Annotated in this window: 18 protein-coding genes and 1 pseudogene; 16 read left to right on the top strand and 3 right to left on the bottom strand. The window is 69.8% G+C overall.

The window, feature by feature from the left end; genetic code table 11:
* A partial coding sequence (locus tag ACH4U7_RS46795) for an MFS transporter (RefSeq protein ID WP_398533862.1) occupies window positions 1–986 on the bottom strand: 986 nt, incomplete at its 3' end.
* Between the two features lie 160 nt (window positions 987–1,146).
* On the opposite strand from ACH4U7_RS46795, the gene ACH4U7_RS46790 reads away from it, so the two are divergent.
* From ACH4U7_RS46790 to ACH4U7_RS46765, 6 genes and pseudogenes are all read left to right on the top strand, one after another.
* Complete coding sequence (locus ACH4U7_RS46790; RefSeq protein ID WP_398533861.1) at window positions 1,147–1,713, top strand: TetR/AcrR family transcriptional regulator; 567 nt, start codon at window positions 1,147–1,149, stop codon at window positions 1,711–1,713.
* A gap of 208 nt (window positions 1,714–1,921) precedes the next feature.
* Window positions 1,922–2,302, top strand: a pseudogene (locus ACH4U7_RS46785) (integrase); the annotation flags it as partial.
* A gap of 361 nt (window positions 2,303–2,663) precedes the next feature.
* Window positions 2,664–3,749, top strand: a complete 1,086-nt coding sequence (locus tag ACH4U7_RS46780) for an S-(hydroxymethyl)mycothiol dehydrogenase (protein ID WP_398533860.1) — start codon at window positions 2,664–2,666, stop codon at window positions 3,747–3,749.
* Complete coding sequence (locus ACH4U7_RS46775; RefSeq protein WP_398533859.1) at window positions 3,749–4,381, top strand: MBL fold metallo-hydrolase; 633 nt, start codon at window positions 3,749–3,751, stop codon at window positions 4,379–4,381. The genes ACH4U7_RS46780 and ACH4U7_RS46775 overlap by 1 nt, the downstream gene beginning before the upstream one ends.
* Window positions 4,382–4,718: 337 nt before the next feature.
* Window positions 4,719–5,081, top strand: coding sequence for a bifunctional 3-phenylpropionate/cinnamic acid dioxygenase ferredoxin subunit (locus tag ACH4U7_RS46770; RefSeq protein WP_346172627.1), 363 nt, complete (start codon window positions 4,719–4,721; stop codon window positions 5,079–5,081).
* The gene (locus ACH4U7_RS46765; protein ID WP_398533858.1) at window positions 5,078–6,241 is read left to right on the top strand and encodes an NAD(P)/FAD-dependent oxidoreductase; all 1,164 of its coding nucleotides are present in this window, start codon (window positions 5,078–5,080) and stop codon (window positions 6,239–6,241) included. Before ACH4U7_RS46770 ends, ACH4U7_RS46765 begins: the two co-directional genes overlap by 4 nt.
* Window positions 6,242–6,486: 245 nt before the next feature.
* Here ACH4U7_RS46765 and ACH4U7_RS46760 read toward each other — a convergent pair whose 3' ends face one another.
* Window positions 6,487–7,284, bottom strand: coding sequence for an IclR family transcriptional regulator (locus tag ACH4U7_RS46760; RefSeq protein WP_398533857.1), 798 nt, complete (start codon window positions 7,282–7,284; stop codon window positions 6,487–6,489).
* Window positions 7,285–7,428: 144 nt separating this feature from the next.
* Here ACH4U7_RS46760 and betA point away from each other — a divergent pair, with 144 nt between their 5' ends.
* Window positions 7,429–9,099 (top strand): choline dehydrogenase, encoded by a 1,671-nt coding sequence (gene betA, locus ACH4U7_RS46755; RefSeq protein WP_398533856.1) that lies wholly within the window; start codon window positions 7,429–7,431, stop codon window positions 9,097–9,099.
* A 3-nt stretch (window positions 9,100–9,102) separates the two neighbouring features.
* On the top strand, window positions 9,103–9,936 hold the full coding sequence (locus tag ACH4U7_RS46750; protein WP_398533855.1) for a 5,10-methylenetetrahydrofolate reductase: 834 nt from the start codon (window positions 9,103–9,105) through the stop codon (window positions 9,934–9,936).
* 77 nt (window positions 9,937–10,013) lie between these two features.
* On the opposite strand, the gene purU is transcribed toward ACH4U7_RS46750, so the two are convergent.
* Window positions 10,014–10,886, bottom strand: a complete 873-nt coding sequence (gene purU, locus ACH4U7_RS46745) for a formyltetrahydrofolate deformylase (RefSeq protein ID WP_398533854.1) — start codon at window positions 10,884–10,886, stop codon at window positions 10,014–10,016.
* Between the two features lie 220 nt (window positions 10,887–11,106).
* On the opposite strand from purU, the gene ACH4U7_RS46740 reads away from it, so the two are divergent.
* From ACH4U7_RS46740 to ACH4U7_RS46705, 8 genes are all read left to right on the top strand, one after another.
* The gene (locus ACH4U7_RS46740; RefSeq protein WP_398533853.1) at window positions 11,107–12,576 is read left to right on the top strand and encodes an aldehyde dehydrogenase family protein; all 1,470 of its coding nucleotides are present in this window, start codon (window positions 11,107–11,109) and stop codon (window positions 12,574–12,576) included.
* Window positions 12,577–12,596: 20 nt separating this feature from the next.
* Window positions 12,597–13,688 (top strand): glycine betaine/L-proline ABC transporter ATP-binding protein, encoded by a 1,092-nt coding sequence (locus tag ACH4U7_RS46735; protein ID WP_398533852.1) that lies wholly within the window; start codon window positions 12,597–12,599, stop codon window positions 13,686–13,688.
* Entirely contained in the window at window positions 13,688–15,664 is a 1,977-nt protein-coding gene (locus tag ACH4U7_RS46730; RefSeq protein WP_398533851.1) for an ABC transporter permease, read from the top strand. The genes ACH4U7_RS46735 and ACH4U7_RS46730 overlap by 1 nt, the downstream gene beginning before the upstream one ends.
* 13 nt (window positions 15,665–15,677) lie before the next feature.
* Window positions 15,678–16,643 carry an ABC transporter substrate-binding protein gene (locus tag ACH4U7_RS46725; protein WP_398533850.1) on the top strand — a complete coding sequence of 322 codons (966 nt, stop codon included), beginning with the start codon at window positions 15,678–15,680 and terminating at the stop codon, window positions 16,641–16,643.
* Window positions 16,644–16,852: 209 nt separating this feature from the next.
* Window positions 16,853–19,291: an FAD-dependent oxidoreductase gene (locus ACH4U7_RS46720; RefSeq protein ID WP_398533849.1), complete on the top strand. Its 2,439-nt coding sequence runs from the start codon at window positions 16,853–16,855 to the stop codon at window positions 19,289–19,291.
* 36 nt (window positions 19,292–19,327) lie between these two features.
* Entirely contained in the window at window positions 19,328–20,188 is an 861-nt protein-coding gene (locus ACH4U7_RS46715) for a bifunctional methylenetetrahydrofolate dehydrogenase/methenyltetrahydrofolate cyclohydrolase (protein WP_398533848.1), read from the top strand.
* On the top strand, window positions 20,185–21,468 hold the full coding sequence (gene glyA / locus ACH4U7_RS46710; RefSeq protein WP_398533847.1) for a serine hydroxymethyltransferase: 1,284 nt from the start codon (window positions 20,185–20,187) through the stop codon (window positions 21,466–21,468). Before ACH4U7_RS46715 ends, glyA begins: the two co-directional genes overlap by 4 nt.
* Window positions 21,465–22,697, top strand: coding sequence for a sarcosine oxidase subunit beta family protein (locus ACH4U7_RS46705; protein ID WP_398533846.1), 1,233 nt, complete (start codon window positions 21,465–21,467; stop codon window positions 22,695–22,697). The genes glyA and ACH4U7_RS46705 overlap by 4 nt, the downstream gene beginning before the upstream one ends.
* Window positions 22,698–22,705 lie beyond the last annotated feature (8 nt).

Genomic DNA, 22,705 nt, shown 5'->3' with positions numbered 1-22,705 from the left:
GCGAGCCGGCCCGCGTACGGGCTGACGATCACCATGGCGAGGGATACCGGCAGGGTCTGCAGGCCGGCGCGCAGGATCGAGCTGCCCTGGACGTACACGAAGAACTGGGAGAAGAAGAACGACGAACCCATGAGCGCGAACCCCACCACGGTCATGGCGCTGTTGGACACGGTGAACAGCCGCTGCCGGAACAGTCGCGGCGGCAGCATCGGTGCGGAGCGACGCGCTTCGACGGCGACGAAGGCGGCGAGGAGGATCACCGCGGCGGCGAAGCTGCCCAGGATGACCGGTGAGGTCCAGCCGCGGGCACCGCCCTCGATCAGCCCGTAGGTCAGTACCCCCACCGCCAGAACGGACAGCACCGTGCCCGGGATGTCGATCGCGGGGGCGCTCGGATTGCGGGACTCACCGAGGTGGCGCAGGCCGACCAGCAGAAGGACCACGCCGATGGGCAGGTTGACCAGGAAGATGGCGGGCCAGCCGAAGGCTTGTGCCAGCACGCCGCCGGCCACGGGGCCTGCGGCCAGACCGATTCCGCTGAATCCGGCCCACAGCCCGATCGCCTTGATCCGTTCTTGCGGCGCGGGATAGGCGGCGACGAGCAGGGCGAGCGAGGCAGGGCTCAGCGCCGCGGCCCCGATGCCCTGGAGCACCCGGCCGGCGACCAGCCAGCCGACCGAGGGCGCGAGGCTGCACAGCAGCGACGCGGCGGTGAACACCGCCACCCCGGTCAGGTACACCCGCTTGCGGCCGAACCGGTCGGCGAAGACACCGCCGGACAGCAGCAGCATGGCGACCAGCAGTACGTACGCGTCGACGATCCATTGCAGACCGGTCAGCTGAGTGTGCAGCCGGTGCTGCATATCGGGCAGCGCCGCTCCAACGATCGTGTTGTCGAGCAGGACCATGAATTGGCCCAGGCAGGTCACCGTGAGCACCACGGCCCGGTTTGACCGACTGCCTACGGTCGCATGCGTTGCAGTCATGGGATCCCCCTCAATCGTTAGTTGCGCCCGGCCACGGTCGACACGGGTGGCGATACACCTCAGCGACCTAAAGCGCCTAAAGCAGTCGGCGACTGCGTTAGGTGACTGTATGGGGGCTTGCGCCGTAAACGCAAGTCTCGACTGCGTTAAGGTGGGATGCATGAACGAGCGACAGCGAGCCCGGCGACCCGGCGGGCGCAGCGCCCGCGTCGGCGCGCAGGTGCACCAGGCCGTCACCGACCTGATCAGTGAGCGCGGCTACGGCAACTTCACCGTCGGCGAGGTCGCAGCCCGCGCAGGCGTAGCCGACAGCAGCATCTACCGCCGGTGGGGCAGCCTGGAAACCCTGCTCACCGACGTGGCGCTCACCCGCCTCAATGCGCAGTCGCCGATGCCCGACACCGGGAGCCTCGCCGGCGACCTGCGCACTTACGCGGCCCAAGTGGCCCGCGAGATCACCGGACCCGACGGTCCGGCGGTGCTGCACCTGGCCTTCGCCCTGTCGAGCAGCGGTCAGCAGGGCCTGCAGGCTGGTGACCACCTCCGCGCCGAACGCACCCGGCAACTGCAGTCCATGCTCGATCGCGCCCGCGACCGTGGCGAGCCCGCACCCGACGCGTTCGACGTGCTGGACCACATCCTGGCCCCGATGTATATCCGCGTCTTGTTCGGCATGGTCCCGCTCACCCCGGACTACATCGACGGGCTGGTCGACCGATTGCTGTGACCTCAACCCGGTTCCCGCGATCAGCCCTCGGACGCGGTGCCAGGGCTCCGCGAGGTGCTCACCGACACTGCGCTTGCCGGAAATCCCATCCGTGCAGGTCATGCGGCATGTCGGTATTCGTGGAGGATGCCTGAAGGGTGTCATTACTGCCGTAGAGCGGCTGACCTGGGGCTTTGTGATGGCCCGAATATGGGCATGATCGCTGATCGTGGCTCTGCGATTGCTCTACCTGATCTTCTGCCGACTGCTGGGGTGCCTCCTGCTGTTGGGTCGTTCGTGCGCCGTGAACAACGCTGAGATCCTTGCGCTTCGTCATGAGGTCGCTGTGCTTCGCCGGCAGGTCCAGCGGCCGCGGCTCTCGTGGGCCGATCGTGCCGTGCTCTCCGCTCTCGCCCGCCGGCTACCGCCCGCCTTGCGTCGTCATCGGCTGGTCACCCCAGGCACGTTGCTGGCCTGGCACCGCCATCGGGTTGCCGCCGCCACGATCCGGCGCGTTCTGCGCCGCTCCGGTTTACCGCCCGCACCGCAGTGCGCCTCCCAGCAGACCTGGCGCTCCTTCCTCCGCGCCCAGGCCCACACGACGTGGGCCGCCAGTGGTCCGTCGGCGACGGGCCGCCGGGCACGGTGGTTACCGGAGGCCTGCGCGACCTGGCGGCCTGGCTGGCCGGACGTACGCCCGTTGTGTCACCAGTGGCGGCGGAGGAGCTGCCTGCTCTCGGGCCCTGGCCGCCCCACCCTCCACAGCGCTTGGACCGGGCGCGCCCCAAAGAACAGAAGTACGGCCCCTTGCCGCCGCGCGGGGGACATCCGCGGCAGCACTCACCCGCAGACATCGGCCCCGCGTTTACGGATCCTTGACCCCTGCTTCGCTCTCCGCGATGCTGTGTTGCGGAAGACGAGATGTCTACCGTAATGCGCAACATCTCATCCCTGTCGCCCGAGGAGTGGCCATGACTCAGCAGGTCCGTGCTGTCGTCGCGCGGGGCAACGGTGCCCCCGTCAGTCTGGAAACGATCGTGGTGCCCGACCCCGGCCCGGGTGAGGCGTTGGTCAAGATCGAGGCTTGCGGCGTCTGCCACACCGATCTGCACTATCGCGAGGGCGGCATCAGCGACGACTTTCCCTTCTTGCTGGGGCATGAGGCAGCGGGTGTGGTGGAAGCGGTCGGCGAGGGCGTCACGGACGTGGCGCCCGGTGACTTCGTGATCCTTAACTGGCGGGCGGTCTGCGGCCAGTGCCGTGCGTGCCTGCGCGGGCGACCCTGGTACTGCTTCAGCACGCACAACGCGAAGCAGAAGATGACCTTGACCGACGGTACCGAGCTCTCGCCGGCTCTGGGGATCGGCGCCTTCGCGGAGAAGACACTGGTGGCGGCCGGTCAGTGCACCAAGGTGGACCGGGCCGCGTCGGCGGCCGCCGTCGGACTGCTGGGGTGCGGGGTGATGGCGGGCATCGGCGCGGCCATCAACACGGGCGAGGTCGGGCGTGGTGACACCGTCGCCGTGATCGGCTGCGGCGGGGTGGGGAGCGCGGCGATCATGGGGTCGAGCCTGGCGGGCGCGGCGAAGATCATCGCCGTGGACATCGACGACCGCAAGCTGGCCACCGCCAAGAAGCTCGGCGCGACCCACACGGTCAACTCCAGGGAGGCCGACGCGGTCGATGCGGTGCGCGAGCTGACGGGGGGGTTCGGTGCGGACGTGGTCATCGAGGCGGTGGGTCGTCCGGAGACGTACCGGCAGGCCTTCTACGCCCGTGATCTCGCCGGGACGGTGGTGCTGGTGGGCGTACCGACCCCGGAGATGAAGCTGGAGCTGCCGCTGCTGGACGTCTTCGGCCGGGGTGGGGCGCTCAAGTCGTCCTGGTACGGGGACTGCCTGCCCTCCCGTGACTTTCCGATGCTCGTCGACCTCTACCTCCAGGGCCGCCTCGACCTGGACGCCTTCGTCACCGAGACCATCGCGCTGGACGAGGTGGAGAAGGCCTTCGAGCGCATGCACCACGGCGACGTCCTGCGCTCGGTGGTGGTCCTGTGATGGCGGGCGCCCGCATCGAACGTCTCATCACTTCGGGGACGTTCTCGCTGGACGGCGGCACATGGGACGTCGACAACAATGTGTGGATCGTGGGGGATGACGAGGAGGCGGTCGTCATCGACGCCGCTCACGACGCCGACGCCATCGCCCGGACCCTCGACGGACGCACCCTGCGGGCGATCGTGTGCACCCACGCGCACAACGACCACATCGACGCCGCGCCCGACCTCGCCGCCCGGACCGGCGCCCCGATCCTGCTGCACGCCGACGATCTGCCGCTGTGGAAGCAGACCCATCCCGAACGGGCGCCCGACGGCGCCCTGACCGACGGGCAGCGCCTCACGGTCGCGGGCGCGGAGCTGACCGTGCTGCACACCCCGGGCCATGCCCCCGGAGCCGTCTGCCTCCACGCCCCCGGCCTCTCCGCGCTCTTCAGCGGCGACACCCTGTTCGCCGGCGGACCCGGGGCGACGGGAAGGTCGTACAGCGACTTCCCCACCATCATCGCTTCGATCGGCGAACGACTCCTTTCCCTGCCGGACGATACCGTCGTGCACACCGGCCACGGAGAGACCACGACCATCGGCGCCGAGGCGCCGCACCTCCAGGAGTGGATCGACCGCGGCTTCTGACCGCCCGGTGACGGCCCTGCCCCCGTGACGGCCCTGCCCCCGTGACGGCCCTGCCCCCGTGACGGCCCTGCCCCCGTGACGGCCCGCCCCCCCCCGTGACGGCCCTGGCCCGGTGACGTACTGCGTGACGCCACCGGGGCGGGGCCGTCGCCGCACCTGTGGGACGTGTGTTCCGCCTGTTCACCAGCGCTTTCGAGGCCTGTTCCGGCGTGCCCGGAAGACCGTCGTCGACCCCCGCGCACCCCGGCCTCTGGATGCCTTGACAACGGTTCCGGGAGGCCCTCAGACTGGCGTTGCGTTCACCGCAATTCGTTTCGCTATACGCACCCGAGGTGTCATGATGATTCCCGCGTGCCCTCTCGCGGATCTGCCGCGAGGCGAGGCCCACCGGCTCGACATCGATCCGCCGGTGTCGGTGTTTCACACCGACGACGGCGAGCTCTTCGCCATCGACGACACCTGCACCCACCAGGACGCCTCGCTCGCCGATGGCTGGCTGGAGGGCTGCGAGGTGGAATGCCCGTTGCACGCCTCGAAGTTCGACCTGAGGACCGGAGCCGTGGACGCACCGCCGGCCAAGCTCCCGGTCCGCACTCACGAGGTCGTCGTCGAGAACGGCATGGTCTACGTGCGGCTGTCCACGGAGGCGCCCAACCTGCCGCCGTGCATCGCCTCCCGTCTGGCCGGGGGCCCCGCGTGAGGACCGTGGCCGTGGTGGGCGCCTCGCTGGCCGGCCTGTCGGCCGCGCGGTCGCTGCGGAACCGGGGATACGACGGCCGGCTGGTCGTCATCGGCGACGAGGTCCACCGCCCCTACGACAGGCCGCCTTTGTCCAAGGAGTTCCTGGCCGGTGCCATCGGCGAAGCGGATCTCGCACTGGAGAGGGACGACGAGGAACTCGGGGCGGAGTGGGTGCTCGGTGTCCGTGCCACCGGACTCGACCGCACCGAGCGGGCGATACGGCTCGCCGACGGCCGTGAGGTGCGTGCCGACGGAGTGGTCATCGCGACCGGTGCGGCTGCCCGTACCCTGCCCGGCACCGAGGGCCTAGCCGGGGTCCACGTGCTGCGCACCCTGGACGACGCCCGCGCACTGCGGGACGAACTGGCTCGCGGCGGACGGCTGGTGGTGATCGGCGGTGGATTCATCGGCGCCGAGGTCGCCTCCACGGCCCGTGCCCTCGGCCTCGACGTGACCGTGATCGAGACGGCGCCGACACCGCTGGCCGGACCGCTCGGCGAGGCCATGGGCGGGGTCCTCTCCGGCCTCCATGCGGACCACGGAGTGCGGCTGCTGTGCGGGGTGGGGGTCAAGGGGCTGAGCGGGGAGCGCCGGGTGGATTCCGTGCTCCTGGAGGACGGCCGCGGCGTGCCCGCCGACAGCGTCGTGGTCGGCGTGGGCGCGAGGCCCTGTGTCGACTGGCTTCAGGGGTCGGGCGTCGCGCTCGACAACGGCGTGAAGTGCGGCGCCGACGGCCGCACCAGCCTTGCCGGGGTGGTCGCCGTCGGGGACTGCGCCAACTGGTACGACCCGCACGCCGGGATCCACCGCCGTGTCGAGCACTGGACCGGCGCGCTGGAGCGCCCCGACGCCGCCGTGGCCACCTTGCTCGCCCACGGGGCGACGGCGCCGGGCGTGCCCAGGCCTCCGTACTTCTGGTCCGATCAGTACGGCGTGAAGATCCAGTTCGTCGGCCACGCCGCGGGGGCCGACAGTGTGACGGTCGAGGAAGGCACCACCGAGGACCGCAGCTTCCTGGCCGTCTACCGGCGGGCCGACAGGCCGGTCGCCGTGCTCGGGATGAACCAGCCGCGGCTGTTCACCCGTTGGCGGAAGCAGCTCGCGACCGCCGCCTCCTGACGGAGCGTCGGCGACAGCTCGCGCCCGGTTGCGCTTTCCACCGCATGTGTCCGGCGGCCGTCGACCGCACGGTCGTGGACCGCACGGTCGTGGACCGCACGGTCGTGGACCGCGACTGGCTGTGCCTCCCGCACGCCGTCGCCTGGCCGGCCGCGGTGGTGCGGGAAGAGCGGTGGCGCGGGAAGAGGGGGTGCCCATGGCCCGCGCGGGCGCACGCGGGCCGCTCGGCGGGCGTACCGGTGCGCTCAGCCCAGGTATCCCATGCGGTGGCTGATCTCCCCGGCGCCCTTGACCAGCACCGGGGCCAGCTCGTGCATGCGCTCCTCGGTGAACCGGTACGAGGGCCCGGAGGCGCTGATCGAGGCGATGACCTGGCCTTCCCGGTCGCGGATCGGTGCGGCCATGGCGTGCAGTCCGATCTCCAGCTCCTCCAGCGTCCAGGAGTAGCCGCGCTGCCGGGCCTCGGCGAGGTTCTTCTCCAGCTTCGTCCTGGACGAGATCGTGCGGGGTGTCACCTTCTTCAGGCCGGCCTCCGCCAGCAGTGCGGCGCGTTCCTGGGCGGGCAGGTGGGCCAGCAGGATCTTGCCGCTGGAAGTGGCGTGCAGCGGGGTCAGTTGGCCGACCCAGTTGTGCGCGGTGACGGCTCCCGGGCCGCGCACCTGGTAGAGGTTGATCGCATAGTGCTCCTGCATCACCGCGATGTTGACCGTCTCGCCGATTTCCTCGGTCAGACGCTCGCACACCGGGCGGCCCTGCTGGGTGATGTCGATGCGTCCGGTGACCGCGCCCGCCAGGCGTACGATGCCGAAACTGAGCCGGTACTTGCCGCGTTCCCCCGACTGCTCCACCAGGTCGCGCGCCTCAAGGGCTCCGAGCAGGCGGAACGCTGTGGACTTGTGAACACCGATCTCGGCGGCAACTTCGCTGACGCCCGCCTCGCCGCGCTGAGCCAGGATCTCGAGGACGCTGATGGCCCGGTCGACGGACTGTACCCCGCCGGTCTGGGGGCCTGTCGTTTCGATATCTGGGCTGTAGTTGCTCATGGCGAAACTATACGCGGAGTAAACAACACCCAGGTTGCCGGGTCGCCACCCCCCTCGAAGTTGCGTTCACCGCAACCTGGTGCGTATGGCGCTACCCGTACTAGCATGCCTCGCGTATCGACAGCGCGAGCGAGACGAGGCACCATGGCTCCTCTGCAGTACGACTTCGTCATCGTCGGTGGTGGATCAGCCGGCAGCGCACTGGCGAACCGACTCTCCGCCGACCCCGGAAACCGGGTACTGGTGCTGGAGGCGGGTCGCTCCGACTACCCGTGGGACGTGTTCATCCACATGCCCGCGGCGCTGACCTACCCGATCGGCAGCCGCTTCTATGACTGGAAGTACGAGTCCGAGCCCGAGCCGCACATGGGTGGCCGACGCGTCTACCACGCCCGTGGCAAGGTGCTGGGCGGCTCCAGCAGCATCAACGGCATGATCTTCCAGCGCGGCAATCCCATGGACTACGAGCGCTGGGCCGCCGACCCCGGCATGGAGACCTGGGACTACGCGCACTGCCTGCCGTACTTCCGGCGGATGGAGAACTGCCTCGCGGCCGACCCCGACGACGAGTTCCGCGGCCATGACGGCCCCCTCGTCCTCGAGCGCGGCCCTGCGACGAACCCCCTCTTCACCGCCTTTCTCAAGTCCGTCGAGGAGGCGGGTTACGCCCGCACCGACGACGTCAACGGCTACCGACAGGAGGGCTTTGCGCCTTTTGACCGCAATGTCCACCGGGGGCGCCGTCTGTCGGCTTCCAAGGCGTACCTCAAGCCCGTACGGAAGCGGCCCAACCTCACCGTCAAGACCCGCGCCTTCGTCAGCCGCGTCCTCTTCGAGGGCAAGCGTGCCGTCGGTGTCGAGTACCGGCACGGGCGCGGCGCGCCGCAGCAGATCCGGGCGCGGGAGGTCATCCTGTGCGGCGGCGCGATCAACTCGCCGCAGTTGCTTCAGCTCTCCGGCGTTGGGAACGCCGCCGAGCTGTCGGCCTTGGGTATCGACGTCGTCCACGACCTGCCGGGCGTCGGCGAGAACCTTCAGGACCACCTGGAGGTGTACGTCCAGTACGCCTGCAAGCAGCCCGTGTCCATGCAGCCGTACATGGCGAAGTGGCGCGCACCCTTCATCGGGCTGCAGTGGCTCTTCCGCACGGGGCCCGCGGCCACCAACCACTTCGAGGCGGGCGGGTTCGCCCGCAGCAACGAGGACGTGGACTACCCCAACCTGATGTTCCACTTCCTGCCCGTGGCGGTCCGCTATGACGGCTCCTCGCCGGCCGGCCGCCACGGATACCAGGTGCACGTGGGGCCCATGTACTCGGACGCCGTCGGCTCGGTGAAGATCAAGAGCAAGGACCCGCGGGAACACCCCGCGCTGCGCTTCAACTACCTCTCCACCGAGCAGGACCGCCGCGAGTGGGTCGAGGCCATCCGGGTGACCCGCCGGCTCCTCGACCAGCCCGCGCTCGCTCCCTACAACGGCGGCGAGATCTCGCCCGGCCCTTCCGTCGAGACCGACGAGGAGATCCTGGCCTGGGTGGCCAAGGAGGGGGAGACCGCTCTGCACCCCTCGTGCACCTGCAAGATGGGCACCGACGAGATGTCCGTCGTCGATCCGCTGAGCATGAAGGTGCACGGGCTGGAAGGGCTGCGCGTGGTGGACGCCTCGGTGATGCCGTACGTCACCAACGGCAACATCTACGCACCGGTGATGATGATCGCCGAGAAGGCGGCCGACCTGATCCTCGGCAAGGACCCGCTGTCGCCCTCCAAGGCCGCGTACTACCGGCACCGCGACGCCCAGAAGCAGGCCGGGTAGGCCTTGGCCGCCGAGGCCCTGCGGGAGCTGTTGGGCCGCGTCCGCTACGAGGTGCTGCCGACGGAGTCGACCGAGGAGAAGGTCCTCGCCCATGTCCCGCGCGACATCACGGTCACGGTCACGGCGTCGCCGGTCAGAGGCCTGGGGCCGACACTCGGCCTCACCGAGCGGCTCGCGGCACACGGCTACCGGGTCGTCCCGCACGTGCCGGCACGGCTGTTGCGGGACGACGCGCACCTGAAGGACGTCGTCGACCGGCTGCGTGCGGCGGGGGTCGACGACGTCTTCGTCCCGGCGGGCGACGCGGACCCGCCGGCCGGAGCCTTCACCGGGGCGCTGCCGGTGCTGCACCGGCTGAGCGAGCTGGGCAGTCCCTTCGCGGACACCGGGATCACCGGCTATCCGGAGAGCCACCCGATCCTTCACGACGACATCACCGTTCAGGCGATGTGGGACAAGCGGAAACACGCCACGTACATCGTGAGCAACCTGTGCTTCGATCCGCGCGTGCTCGGCGCCTGGGTCTCCCGGATACGACGCCGTGGCGTGGTGTTGCCCGTGTACGTGGGGGTCGCCGGGCCGGTGCACCGGGCGAAGCTGCTGTCCATGGCGACGAAGATCGGGGTGGGGGAGTCGACGCGCTTCCTCACCAGGCATGCCTCCTGGTTCCTGCGGTTCGCCACGCCTGGCGGATACGCGCCGGAGAAGTTCCTCGGCCGCACGGCGGAGGCGCTCGGCGGGCCGTCGCAGGGGGTGGCGGGGCTGCACCTGTTCACGTTCGGCCAGGTCGCGGAGACCGAGCGGTGGCGCCGGGCGCTGCTCGATCGGCTCGGCTGAGCCGGCGGCGCCGTATACGAAACCCGGGCGGAGCCGGAGTCCAGCGACTCCGGCTCCGCCCGATCGGCAGGTGTCCCTCAGCGGAAGACCACCGTGCGGTTGCCGTCCACCATCACGCGGCTCTCGGTGTGCCACTTCACCGCATGGGCCAGTACCCGCGCCTCCACGTCGCGACCGACCGTGACCAGGTCGTCCGGGTCGAGGGAGTGGTCCACCCGGACCACGTCCTGCTCGATGATCTGCCCCTCGTCCAGGTCCGGCGTCACATAATGCGCCGTCGCGCCGACCAGCTTCACCCCGCGCTCGTGGGCCTGCTGGTAGGGCTTCGCGCCCTTGAAGCTCGGCAGGAAGGAGTGGTGGATGTTGATGGCGCGGCCCTCCAGCTCTTTGCACAGGTCGTCGGAGAGGACCTGCATGTAGCGGGCCAGGACCACGAGGTCGACGTTCAGCTCCCGTACCAGCTCCAGCAGGCGCGCCTCGGCCTCGGGCTTGCTGTCCCGGGTCACCGGGATGTGGTGGAAGGGGATGCCGTAGGTGTCCGCCAGTGCCTCGAAGTCCCGGTGATTGGAGACGATGGCCGGGATCTCGATGTTGAGCGCGCCGGTGCGGCGGCGGAAGAGCAGGTCGTTCAGGCAGTGGCCGAAGCGGGACACCATGACGAGTGTCCGGGTGGGGGTCGAGGCGTCCCGGAGGGTCCAGGTGAGTCCGTGGGCCTCGGCGACGGGGCCGAATCGGTAACGCAGATTTTCCAGGTCGACGTCCGGATCGGAAACGTCGAAGTGGACTCTCATGAAGAAACGGGCCTGCAGACGATCGTCGAACTGCTGGCTCTCGAGGATGTTTCCGGAGTTCCGGACGAGAAAGCCGCTCACGGCATGGACCAGTCCGGCGGTGTCCGGACACGACAGAGTGAGGACGTACTCGCGGCCGGGATGCGGGCTAGGGGACATAGAGGATCTCCCTGGGTGCGTATCACACAACTCGATGAGTGATACGCAACATCGTTGGCCCCTGTGCGTCCCGCGGTCAAGGGTGGCAGGGCAACTGTCCCGATGGTGAAACCGGGATCCGCAGACCTCTTGACGTTTGTCCGTTTCCTCGGTCAGGGTGTTCCACCACAAGCAATTCAATGCGCGATGCGCAACGAATTTCGTTCGAAGGGCTCCGCGCGTGGCAGATCTGTATGTGGACGGAGACTGGCGCGATCCGGTGGCCGGTGGCCAGCGGGAGATCCGCTGTCCAGCGGACGGCAGGCTTGTCGCGACGGTCTCCGAGGGTACGCGTCCCGATACCGAGGCGGCGATCGCCGCGGCCCGGGGCGCCTTCGACGAAGGTCCCTGGCCGCACACCCCCGAGCGGGAGCGCGGCGCACTGCTGCTGCGTACCGCCGACATCCTCGAACGCGACGCCAAGGAGTTCGCCCGCGCCGAGTCGCTCGACACCGGCAAGCGCCTGGTCGAGAGCGAGTACGACATCGCCGACGTCGTTTCCTGCTTCCGCTACTACGGCGGTATCGCCGGCACCGACGCCGGCCGGGTGGTCGACACCGGCCGCGACGACGCGGTCAGCCGGGTCACCTATGAGCCCGTCGGTGTCTGCGGACTGATCACCCCCTGGAACTACCCGCTGCTCCAGGCCTCGTGGAAGGTCGCCCCGGCGCTGCTCGCGGGCAACACCGTCGTGCTCAAGCCCAGCGAGCTCACGCCCTCCACCTCGATCCTGCTGATGCGGGCGCTGGAGGAGGCAGGGCTCCCGCCCGGCGCCGCCAACCTCGTGCTGGGCGCGGGCGCGGAGGTGGGCGCGCCGCTGGCCGAGGACCCGGCCGTCGACATGGTGTCGTTCACCGGAGGCCTGGAGACGGGGCGGCGCATCATGGCCACCGCCGCCGCGACGGTGAAGAAGGTCGCGCTGGAACTCGGCGGCAAGAACCCGAACGTCGTCTTCGCGGACGCCGACTTCGAGGCCGCCGTGGACTTCGCGCTCACCGCCGTCTTCCTGCACTCCGGGCAGGTCTGCTCGGCCGGCGCCCGTCTGATCGTCGAGGACTGTCTGCACGACGCCTTCGTCGACGAGGTCGTACGCCGCGCCCGGCTCATCAGGCTCGGCGGCCCCTTCGACCCCGAGGCCGAGACCGGGGCGCTGATATCCGCACAGCACCGGGAGAAGGTCGAGGCCTATGTCGCCGCCGGACTCGCCGAGGGTGCCGTCCTGCGCTGCGGCGGCGCGCGTCCGGACGCCCCCGCGCTGGTAGGCGGCTTCTACTACCCGCCCACCGTCCTCGACGAGTGCCGGCAGGACATGCGCGTGGTGCACGAGGAGTCCTTCGGCCCCGTGCTCACCGTCGAGCGCTTCCATGACGAGGGCGACGCCATCCGCATCGCCAACGACACGGAATACGGCCTCGCCGGAGCCGTCTGGACACAGGACGCCGGCAAGGCCCAGCGGGTCGCGCGCGCGCTCCGTCACGGCACGGTGTGGATCAACGACTACCACCCCTATGTGCCGCAGGCGGAATGGGGTGGCTTCGGGCGCTCGGGCGTGGGCCGCGAGCTGGGGCCGACCGGCCTCGACGAGTACCGAGAGCCCAAGCACATCTGGCAGAACATCCAACCCCGGCCGCAAAACTGGTTCTGCGGCTGAACGCCGAAGAGAGGTCGAACGTGACCACAGCGCAGACCGAGGTGTCGCAGCGGCGCGGCACGTCCCCAAATCCCAAGGACCCGACCCCGGTCATCTCCGTGCGCCGGCTGTGGAAGGTGTTCGGGCCGAAGGCCGACCGGGTGCCGGAATCAAAGGAGCTGTGCGGGCTGACCCGCCGCGAACTCATGGACCGCACCGGCTGCACCGCGGCCGTACGCGAGGTTGATTTCGAGGTGTCCCCCGGCGAGGTCTTCGTCGTCATGGGCCTGTCCGGCTCCGGCAAGTCCACCCTGGTGCGATGTCTGACCCGGCTGATCGAACCCACCTCCGGTGAGATCGTCTTCGAGGGCGAGGACATCCGCGGCGCCGACCCCAGGCGGCTGCGCGAACTGCGGCGCAGCAAGTTCTCCATGGTCTTCCAGCACTTCGGCCTGCTGCCGCACCGCAGGGTCGTCGACAACGTGGCGTTCGGCCTGGAGATCCGGGGCATGGGCAAGGCCGAGCGCATGAAGCGCGCTCGGGAGGTCGTCGAACTCGTGGGTCTGGCCGGATACGAGAACTCCCGCCCCGACCAGCTCTCCGGTGGCATGCAGCAGCGCGTCGGCCTGGCGCGCGCCCTCGCCGGCGATCCGGGCGTCCTCTTCTTCGACGAGCCGTTCTCCGCGCTCGACCCGCTGATCCGCCGCGACATGCAGAGCGAGGTCATCCGCCTTCACCACGAGGTCGGCAAGACCATGGTGTTCATCACCCACGACCTTTCCGAGGCCCTCAAGCTGGGCGACCGCATCCTGATCATGCGCGACGGCAAGATGGTCCAGTGCGGCACCGGCGACGAACTCGTCGGCGCCCCCGCCGACGATTACGTACGGGACTTCGTCAAGGACGTGCCGCGCGGCGACGTACTGACCCTGCGCTGGATCATGCGCCCCGCGGAACCAGACGACGAACTCGACGGCCCCGAGCTGGGCCCGGACGTCGTCGTTCGCGAGGCCACCCGTGCGGTGCTCGCGGCCGAGAAGCCGGTCAAGGTCGTGCGGGACGGCAAGCTCCTCGGCATCGTCGGCGACGAGGAGATCCTCGCCGTGGTCGCCGGACAGGAAGGCGGTGCGTGATGGCCGTCGTCGCCAAGACGACCGCGCCGGTGGCGAGCGTACGCGGGAAGGTCAGCCGCCCCGTGGTGGTGGCGGCGATCCTCATCGCCTGGCTGGTGCTGTTCGCGGTGCTGCGCGGCCGGCAGACGCTGTCGCTCGCGGCGGCCGACCTGACCGGCCTGCACCGCTGGCTGAACGACGTCAACGACACCATCGGCGCGGGCCGTGACTCCAACCCGCTCTTCCTCTACTTCTTCAATGAGATCCGCCTGGCCATCGACACCCTGGTGACCTTCGTCCAGTCGCTGATCTCCCAGCCCACCGGCAGCCGTCCGGTCCCGCAGGTCGGCTGGCTCGGCGTCGTGGCGCTCACCGGCTACGTCTCCTGGGCCGTGGGCAACTGGCGGGTCGCCCTGCTGGCCGTGGCGGGCTTCACCTTCTTCGGACTCCAGGGCCTGTGGCAGGAGAGCATGGACACCCTGGCGCTGACCCTGTCGGCGGTCGTCGTGGCGCTGCTCATCGGCATCCCGCTCGGCGTGTGGGCCGGACTGTCCGACCGGTTCAACCGGATCATGACGCCCTTCCTGGACTTCATGCAGACGATGCCGACCTTCGTCTACCTCGCCCCGCTGACCCTGATCTTCCTCATCGGAGGGGCCTCCGCGGTGATCACCACGGTGATCTACGCGGCACCGCCCGCCATCCGCATCACCGCGCACGCCATCCGCTCCGTGCCGCGGACCACCGTCGAGGCAGCGGACTCGCTCGGCACGACGCGATCCCAGCAGTTGCGGAAGGTGCTGTTGCCGATGTCCAAGCGCACGGTGGTCATGGGTGTCAACCAGACCATCATGGCCGCCCTGGCCATGGTGACCATCGCCGCCCTGATCGACGCCCCCGGCCTCGGCAAGACCGTCGTCCAGGCCCTGCAGTCACTCGACGTGGGCACCGCCTTCAACGCCGGCCTCGCCATCGTCGTCATGGCCATCGTGCTCGACCGGGTCACCACGGCGGCCGCCGCGCGCGCCGAGACGGCCCGCCGCGCGGGAGGCCGCCTCCGCACGTGGCGCCGGCCACTGCTGGCGGCTGGCGGGATCGTGACCGCCGTCCTGGTCTACCTGTCCCACAGCTACGTCTGGGCGGCCGAGTTCCCCGGCGACGGCAGCGTCGGCCGTCACATAGCACGCGCGGCCGACACCGTGACCACCTGGCTTCAGGACCATCTCTCCGGGGTGACCAACGCCCTTCGGGACGCTCTGACCAACGGCCTGCTCAACCCGTTCCAGACGCTGCTCACCGACTCGCCGTGGTGGCTCGTCGGCGTCACGCTGGTCGCGCTCGGCGCGGTGCTCGGCGGATGGCGGGCCGGGGTGACCTCCGGCGTGTGCGTCGGGCTGCTCGTCGGCACGGGTCTGTGGTCGGACGGCATGACGACGCTGGCGTCGACCGCCGTGGCCACGGCTCTGGTGATGCTGCTCGGCGTCGTCTTCGGCGTGTGGATGGGGCGCAGCCCGCTGGCGGACCGGCTGGTGCGGCCCACCCTGGACGCCGCACAGGTCATGCCGCCGTTCGTCTATCTCGTCCCGTTCCTGGCCCTCTTCGGCGCCACACGGTTCACCGCGATCGTGGCGGCCGTCGTCTACGCGGCACCCGTCGCGATCAAGATCATCGCGGACGGTGTGCGAAACGTACCCGAGACCACCGTGGAGGCGGCCACCGCGGCCGGGTGCAACACCTGGCAGGTCATCACCAAGGTTCAACTGCCGATGGCACGCGGCGCCCTGACTCTCGCGACCAACCAGGGGCTGATCTACGTGCTGTCGATGGTTGTCGTGGGCGGCCTGGTGGGTGCGGGCGCCCTCGGCTACGACGTCGTGGCCGGATTCTCGCAGGGAGAGCTGTACGGAAAGGGCCTGGCGGCGGGGCTCGCCATCGTACTGCTCGGAGTCATGTTCGACCGGATCACTCAGGCTGCGGCGCGACGCACCAGGGCATAAGGAGCACGACATCATGGCAAGACACTGGCGACCGGGAGCGGTCGGCCTGACCGTCCTCGGCCTCACCCTCATCACGGCGTGCGGGGGAGCGAAGGTCGGCGACAACTCCTCCTCGGGCTCGAAGGGCTCGGGCAAGTGCGGCACGTTCAACCTCGCCGTCAACCCCTGGGTGGGCTACCAGGCGGACGCGGCGGTCATCGCGTACGTGGCGGAGCACGACCTCGGCTGTACGGTCAACAAGAAGGACCTGAAGGAAGAGATCGCCTGGCAGGGCTTCGGGACCGGCGAGGTCGACGCGGTCCTGGAGAACTGGGGCCACGACGATCTGAAGAAGAAGTACATCACCCAGCAGAAGACCGCCGTCGAGGCGGGGAAGACCGGCAACAAGGGCCTCATCGGCTGGTACGTGCCGCCGTGGCTGGCCAAGGCGCATCCGGACATCGCCGACTGGAAGAACCTCAACAAGTACGCGTCAGAGTTCAAGACCTCCGAGTCGGGCGGCAAGGGCCAGTTGCTCGACGGCGACCCGTCGTACGTCACCAACGACGCGGCGCTGGTGAAGAACCTGAAGCTGGACTACAAGGTGGTGTACGCGGGCAGCGAGACCGCGCTCATCCAGGCCTTCCGCACCGCCGAGAAGAACAAGCAATGGGTGATCGGCTACTTCTACGAGCCCCAGTGGTTCATGTCCGAGGTACCGCTGGTCAAGGTCAAGCTGCCGGCGTACAAGACGGGCTGCGACGCCGACGCGGCCAAGGTGGCCTGCGACTACCCCGTCTACGACCTGGACAAGATCGTCAGTGCGAAGTTCGCCAAGTCGGGCAGCCCGGCGTACCGCCTGGTGGAGAAGTTCAACTGGACCAACGACGACCAGAACACCGTGGCCAAGTACATCGCGGTGGACAAGATGTCGGACGAGGCGGCGGCGAAGAAGTGGGTCGATGCGCACCGTGACAAGGTCGATGCCTGGCTGAAGTAGCACGGGCCGGCGAGGGGCCGGTCGGGATGCCCGCCGGGCGGTGCGCACGTGTGCGCACCGCCCGGCGGGCATCGCCGTGTTCCGGGCTGTTTTCCGCGCGTCACGGACCCCTTGACACCCTTCCGCGCCGACAGGCACATTGAGTTGCGCAACCTGAATCAAGTTGCGCACACAGCAACGAGAGTGGTTTGAAGTTCGGAGGTTGGGCGATGGCAGGACCCCGAGTGGTCATCATCGGAGCGGGTGTCGTGGGAGCGGCCCTCGCGGATGAGATCTCCGCACGCGGCTGGACCGAAGTGACCGTGGTCGACCAGGGCCCCCTGCCGGCCACCGGGGGATCCTCCTCGCACGCCCCGGGCCTGGTCTTCCAGACCAACCCGTCCAAGGCCATGACCGAGATGGCCCGCTACACCGTCGAGAAGTTCTGCTCCCTCGAAGTCGACGGCAAGCCCTGCTTCCTCCAGGTCGGCGGGCTGGAGGTGGCGACCACGCCCGAGCGCCTCGCCGAACTCCACCGACGCCACGGCTGGATCACCGCCTGGGGCATCGAGGCGCGCCTGCTCACCCCCGACGAGTGTGTGGAGCAGCACTCGCTCGTCGACCGCGACAAGGTCCTGGGCGGCCTGCTCATCCCCTCCGACGGACTCGCCAAGGCCGTCCTCGCCGTCGAGGCGCAGATCCGCCGGGCCACCGGACGCGGCGTGCGTTTCCTCGCCCGCCACGAAGTCCTCGACGTACGGCAGGACGAGGGCCGGGTGACCGGCGTGCTGACCGACCGGGGCGAGATACCCGCCGACATCGTCGTGTGCTGCGCCGGCATCTGGGGTCCCAAGATCGCCCGCATGGTCGGGATGAACCTGCCGCTCACCCCGCTCGCCCACCAGCTCGCCTGGACCGGCCCGATCCCCGCCCTGGCGGGCCAGGCCGAGGAAGCGGTTCGCCCGATCCTGCGCCACCAGGACGCCGACCTCTATTACCGCGACCGCTTCGACGGCATCGGCATCGGCTACTACGGCCACCGCCCCATGCCCGTATCCGCGGACGACATCCTCTCCGTGGACGAGGCCGAGGAGATGCCGTCGGTCCTCGAGTTCACGGAGGAGGACTTCGAGGACGCCTGGGACGAGACGCGGTCCCTGCTCCCCGCGACCCGCGAGGCCAAGGTCGAGGAGGGCATCAACGGCCTGTTCTCCTTCACCCCCGACGGCTACCCGCTGCTCGGCGAGTCCCCGGACGTCAAGGGCTTCTGGGTCGCCGAGGCCGTGTGGGTCACCCACTCCGCGGGCGTCGGCCGGGCCGTCGCCGAGTGGCTGGTCGACGGCTACTGCTCCTCCTTCGACCTGCACGAGTGCGACGTCAACCGCTTCGAGCCGCACCAGCTCGCCCCGGAGTACGTCCTGGCCCGCGACTGCCAGAACTTCGTCGAGGTCTACGACATCCTCCACCCCCTCCAGCCGTCCGGCGAGCCGCGCCCGATCCGCACCAGCCCCTTCTACGCCCGCCAGCGGGACATGGGCGCGTTCTTCCTGGAGGCGAGCGGCTGGGAACGCCCGCAGTGGTACGACTCCAACGCCTCCCTGGTCGAAGGCCGCTCCATCCCGACGCCCAACGACTGGGCCGCGCGGTACTGGTCCCCGATCGTCGGCGCCGAGGCGCAGGCCACCCGCGAGACCGTCGCCCTCTACGACATGACGGCCCTCAAGCGCCTGGAGGTGAGCGGCCCGGGCGCCGCGGCCTTCCTGGAACGGCTGTGCACCGGCAAGGTCGACAAGTCGGTCGGCTCGGTGACGTACACCCTGCTGCTGGACCGTGACGGCGGCATCCGCAGCGACATCACCGTCGCCCGGCTGGCCCGCGAACTCTTCCAGATCGGCGCCAACGGCAACCTCGACCTCGACTGGTTCGCCCGGCACCTCCCCGCCGACGGCTCGGTCCAGGTGCGCGACATCACCTCCGGCACCTGCTGCATCGGCCTGTGGGGCCCGCTCGCCCGCAAGGTGCTCCAGCCCCTCACGGAAGACGACTTCTCGGCCGCCGGTCTGAAGTACTTCCGCGCCAAGCGCGCCCACATCGGCAGTGTCCCGGTGACGGCGATGCGCCTGAGTTACGTCGGCGAGCTCGGCTGGGAGCTGTACACCACCGCCGATCTGGGCCAAAAGCTCTGGGACACCCTGTGGGCGGCAGCCGAGCCGCTCGGCGGCGTCGTCGCGGGCCGCGGCGCCTTCAACAGTCTGCGGCTGGAGAAGGGCTATCGGTCCTTCGGCACCGACATGACCTACGAGCACGACCCCTACGAAGCCGGCGTCGGCTTCGCCGTCAAGCTCGACAAGGAGGACTTCGTCGGCAAGGCGGCGCTGGAGCGGCGCAAGGCCGACGTACGGCGCAAGCTGAGCTGCCTCACCATCGACGATCCCCGGGCCGTCGTCCTCGGCAAGGAACCGGTCTACGACGGCGACCGCGCCGTCGGCTACGTCACCAGTGCCGCCTACGGCTACACGATCGGCAAGGGCATCGCCTATGCCTGGCTCCCGGCGGAGCTCGCCACCCCCGGCACCACCGTGCACATCGGCTACTTCGACCAGCGCGTCGAGGCGGTCGTCGCCGAGGAGCCCCTGTTCGACCCCACCATGTCCCGTCTCCGTGGCTAGCAGGCAGTGTCAGCCTCGAAGGAAGGAGCGCCGCCGGTGACCGCACAGCTACTCGACGGCAAGGCGACCGCGGCCGCCATCCGCCGTGAACTGGCAGAACGCGTGGCCGAGCTGACCGCCGAAAGCGGCCGTCCGCCGGGTCTCGGCACCGTCCTGGTGGGCGACGACCCGGGCAGCCACGCCTACGTCGCCGGAAAACACCGCGACTGCGCGCAGATCGGCGTCGCCTCCCTCCGCCGCGAGCTGCCCGCCGACGCCACCCAGCAGCAGGTCGAGGACGTCATCGACGAACTCAACGCCGACCCGGCCTGCACCGGCTACATCGTGCAACTGCCGCTGCCGCGCCACCTGGACGCGAACGCCGTACTGGAACGCATGGACCCGGCCAAGGACGCCGACGGCCTGCACCCGGCCAACCTCGGCCGGCTGGTCCTGGGCGTCGAGGGCCCGTTGCCCTGCACTCCGCGCGGCATCGTCGAACTGCTCCGCCGGTACGAGGTGCCGCTCGCCGGAGCGCGCGTGTGCGTGGTCGGCCGGGGGATCACGGTCGGACGGCCCATCGGCCTCCTGCTCACCCGGAGGTCCGAGAACGCCACCGTCACCCTCTGCCACACCGGCACCAAGGGCCTGGCCTGGCACGTACGCGAGGCGAACATCGTCGTCGCCGCCGCCGGATCGCCCGGACTGATCACCAAGGACATGCTGCGCCCCGGCGCCGCCGTCCTGGACGTCGGCATCACCCGCACCGAGCACGGGCTGTGCGGCGACGTCCACCCGGAGGCCGCCCAGGTCGCCGGATGGCACGCGCCGATGCCCGGGGGAGTGGGACCCATGACCCGGGCGATGCTGCTCGCCAACGTCGTCGAGGCCGCCGAGAGGAACGCGAACACCGCATGAACGCGCTGAACACCCCCCTGGCGGAGCTGGACCCCGAGGTCCACGCCGCCCTCCGCGCCGAGCTGAACCGCCAGCAGTCCACTCTCGAGATGATCGCCTCCGAGAACTTCGCACCCTCCGCGGTGATGGAGGCGCAGGGCTCGGTGCTCACCAACAAGTACGCCGAGGGCTACCCCGGCCGCCGCTACTACGGTGGCTGCGAACACGTCGACGTCACCGAACGCCTCGCCATCGAACGCGTCCGGTCCCTCTTCGGGGCGGGCTTCGCCAACGTCCAGCCGCACTCGGGCGCGCAGGCGAACACCGCCGTCTTCTTCGCCCTCCTCCAGCCCGGCGACACCGTCCTCGGTCTCGACCTCGCGCACGGCGGTCACCTCACCCACGGCATGCGCATCAACTACAGCGGCAAGATGTTCAATGTGGTGCCGTACCACGTCCGCGAGGCGGACAACCTCGTGGACATGGAGGAGGCGGAACGCCTCGCCAAGGAGCACCGCCCCAAGATGATCATCGCGGGCTGGTCCGCCTACCCGAGGCAACTGGACTTCGCGGCCTTCCGCCGCATCGCCGACGAGGTCGGGGCCCTCCTCATGGTCGACATGGCCCACTTCGCAGGCCTGGTCGCGGCCGGACTGCACCCGAGCCCCGTCCCGCACGCGCACGTGGTCACCACCACGACCCACAAGACGCTCGGCGGTCCGCGCGGCGGAGTCATCCTCACCGACGACGCCGACCTCGCCAAGAAGATCAATTCGGCGGTGTTCCCCGGTATGCAGGGCGGCCCGCTGGAGCATGTCATCGCCGCGAAGGCGGTCTCCTTCAAGGTGGCGGCATCGCCCGAGTTCGCCGAACGCCAGGCCCGCACCCTCGCCGGGGCCCGCCTCCTGGCCGAGCGCCTGACCCGGCCCGACGCGGCCGCGGCCGGAGTGAAGGTGCTGACGGGAGGCACGGACGTCCACCTCGTCCTCGTCGACCTGCGTCACTCGGAACTCGACGGAAGGCGGGCCGAGGACCTGCTGCACGAGATCGGCATCACCGTCAACCGCAACGCCGTCCCCTTCGACCCGCGCCCGCCCATGGTCACCTCCGGCCTGCGCATCGGCACCCCGGCGCTGGCCACCCGGGGCTTCACCGAGGAGGACTTCGCCGAAGTCGCCGACGTGATCGCGCTGGCCCTCCAGCCCGAGCCGGACGTGGCCGCACTCCGCGCGCGCACGGAGACACTCGCGGCCAAGCGCCCGCTCTACCCGCACCTTTCGGAAGACGGAGACGTCCGATGAGCCCCCGCACCCCCGGCGCCGACCTTCCCGACCACCCCGACTGGCTCTGGCGCACGCCCGAACCCAAGCGGTCGTACGACGTGGTGATCGTGGGCGGTGGCGGACACGGCCTGGCCACCGCCCACTACCTGGCGAAGAACCACGGCATCACCAACGTCGCGGTCCTGGAGAAGGGCTGGCTCGCGGGCGGCAACATGGCCCGCAACACCACGATCATCCGCTCCAACTACCTGTGGGACGAGAGCGCCGGCATCTACGAGCACGCCCTCAAACTGTGGGAGGGGCTGGAGGAGGAGCTCGACTACCCGATCCTCTTCTCCCAGCGCGGCGTGCTGAACCTCGCCCACAGCCTCCAGGACGTCCGCGACAGTGTGCGCCGTGTCGAGGCCAACCGGCTCAACGGAGTCGACGCCCAGTGGCTCGACGCCGAGCAGGTCAAAGAGGTCTGCCCGATCGTCAACATCTCGCCCGACGTGCGCTACCCGGTCCTCGGCGGCACCTACCAGCCGCGCGCCGGCATCGCCAAGCATGACTACGTGGCCTGGGGCTTCGCCCGCTCCGCGGACGCCGCCGGCATCGACATCATCCAGAACTGCGAGGTCACCGGGTTGGACGTGGCCGGCGGCCGGGTGGTCGGCCTGCAAACCACGCGCGGCCCGATCGCGGCGGGCAAGGTGGCCCTGTGCTCGGCCGGTCACACCTCGGTACTGGCCGCCATGGCGGGTGTCGAACTGCCGATCCAGAGCCATCCCTTGCAGGCCCTCGTCTCCGAACTCCTGGAGCCGGTCCACCCCACGGTGGTCATGTCCAACGCCGTCCACGTGTACGTCAGCCAGGCGCACAAGGGCGAGCTGGTGATGGGGGCCGGCATCGACGCGTACAACTCCTACACCCAGCGCGGCGCGTTCCACATCATCGAGGAGCAGATGTCCGCCGCCCTGGAACTCTTCCCCGTCTTCGCCCGTGCCCACGTGCTGCGGACCTGGGGAGGCATCGTGGACGTCAGCCCGGACGCCTCGCCCATCGTGGGCCTCAGCCCGGTGGACAACCTCTACCTCAACTGCGGGTGGGGAACGGGCGGCTTCAAGGCCACCCCGGGGGTCGGCTGGGTCTACGCCCACACCATCGCCCACGACACCCCCCACCCCCTGAACGCCCCCTTCTCGCTCGACCGTTTCATCACCGGCGCGCTCGTCGACGAGCACGGCGCGGCCGCGGTGGCCCACTAGGGAGCCGA

The organism is Streptomyces sp. NPDC020845 (genome assembly GCF_044334165.1).
Taxonomy (GTDB): Bacteria; Actinomycetota; Actinomycetes; order Streptomycetales; family Streptomycetaceae; genus Streptomyces.
The sequence above is the reverse complement of the archived record's forward strand: the minus strand, read 5'-3'. Positions and strand labels throughout refer to the sequence as shown.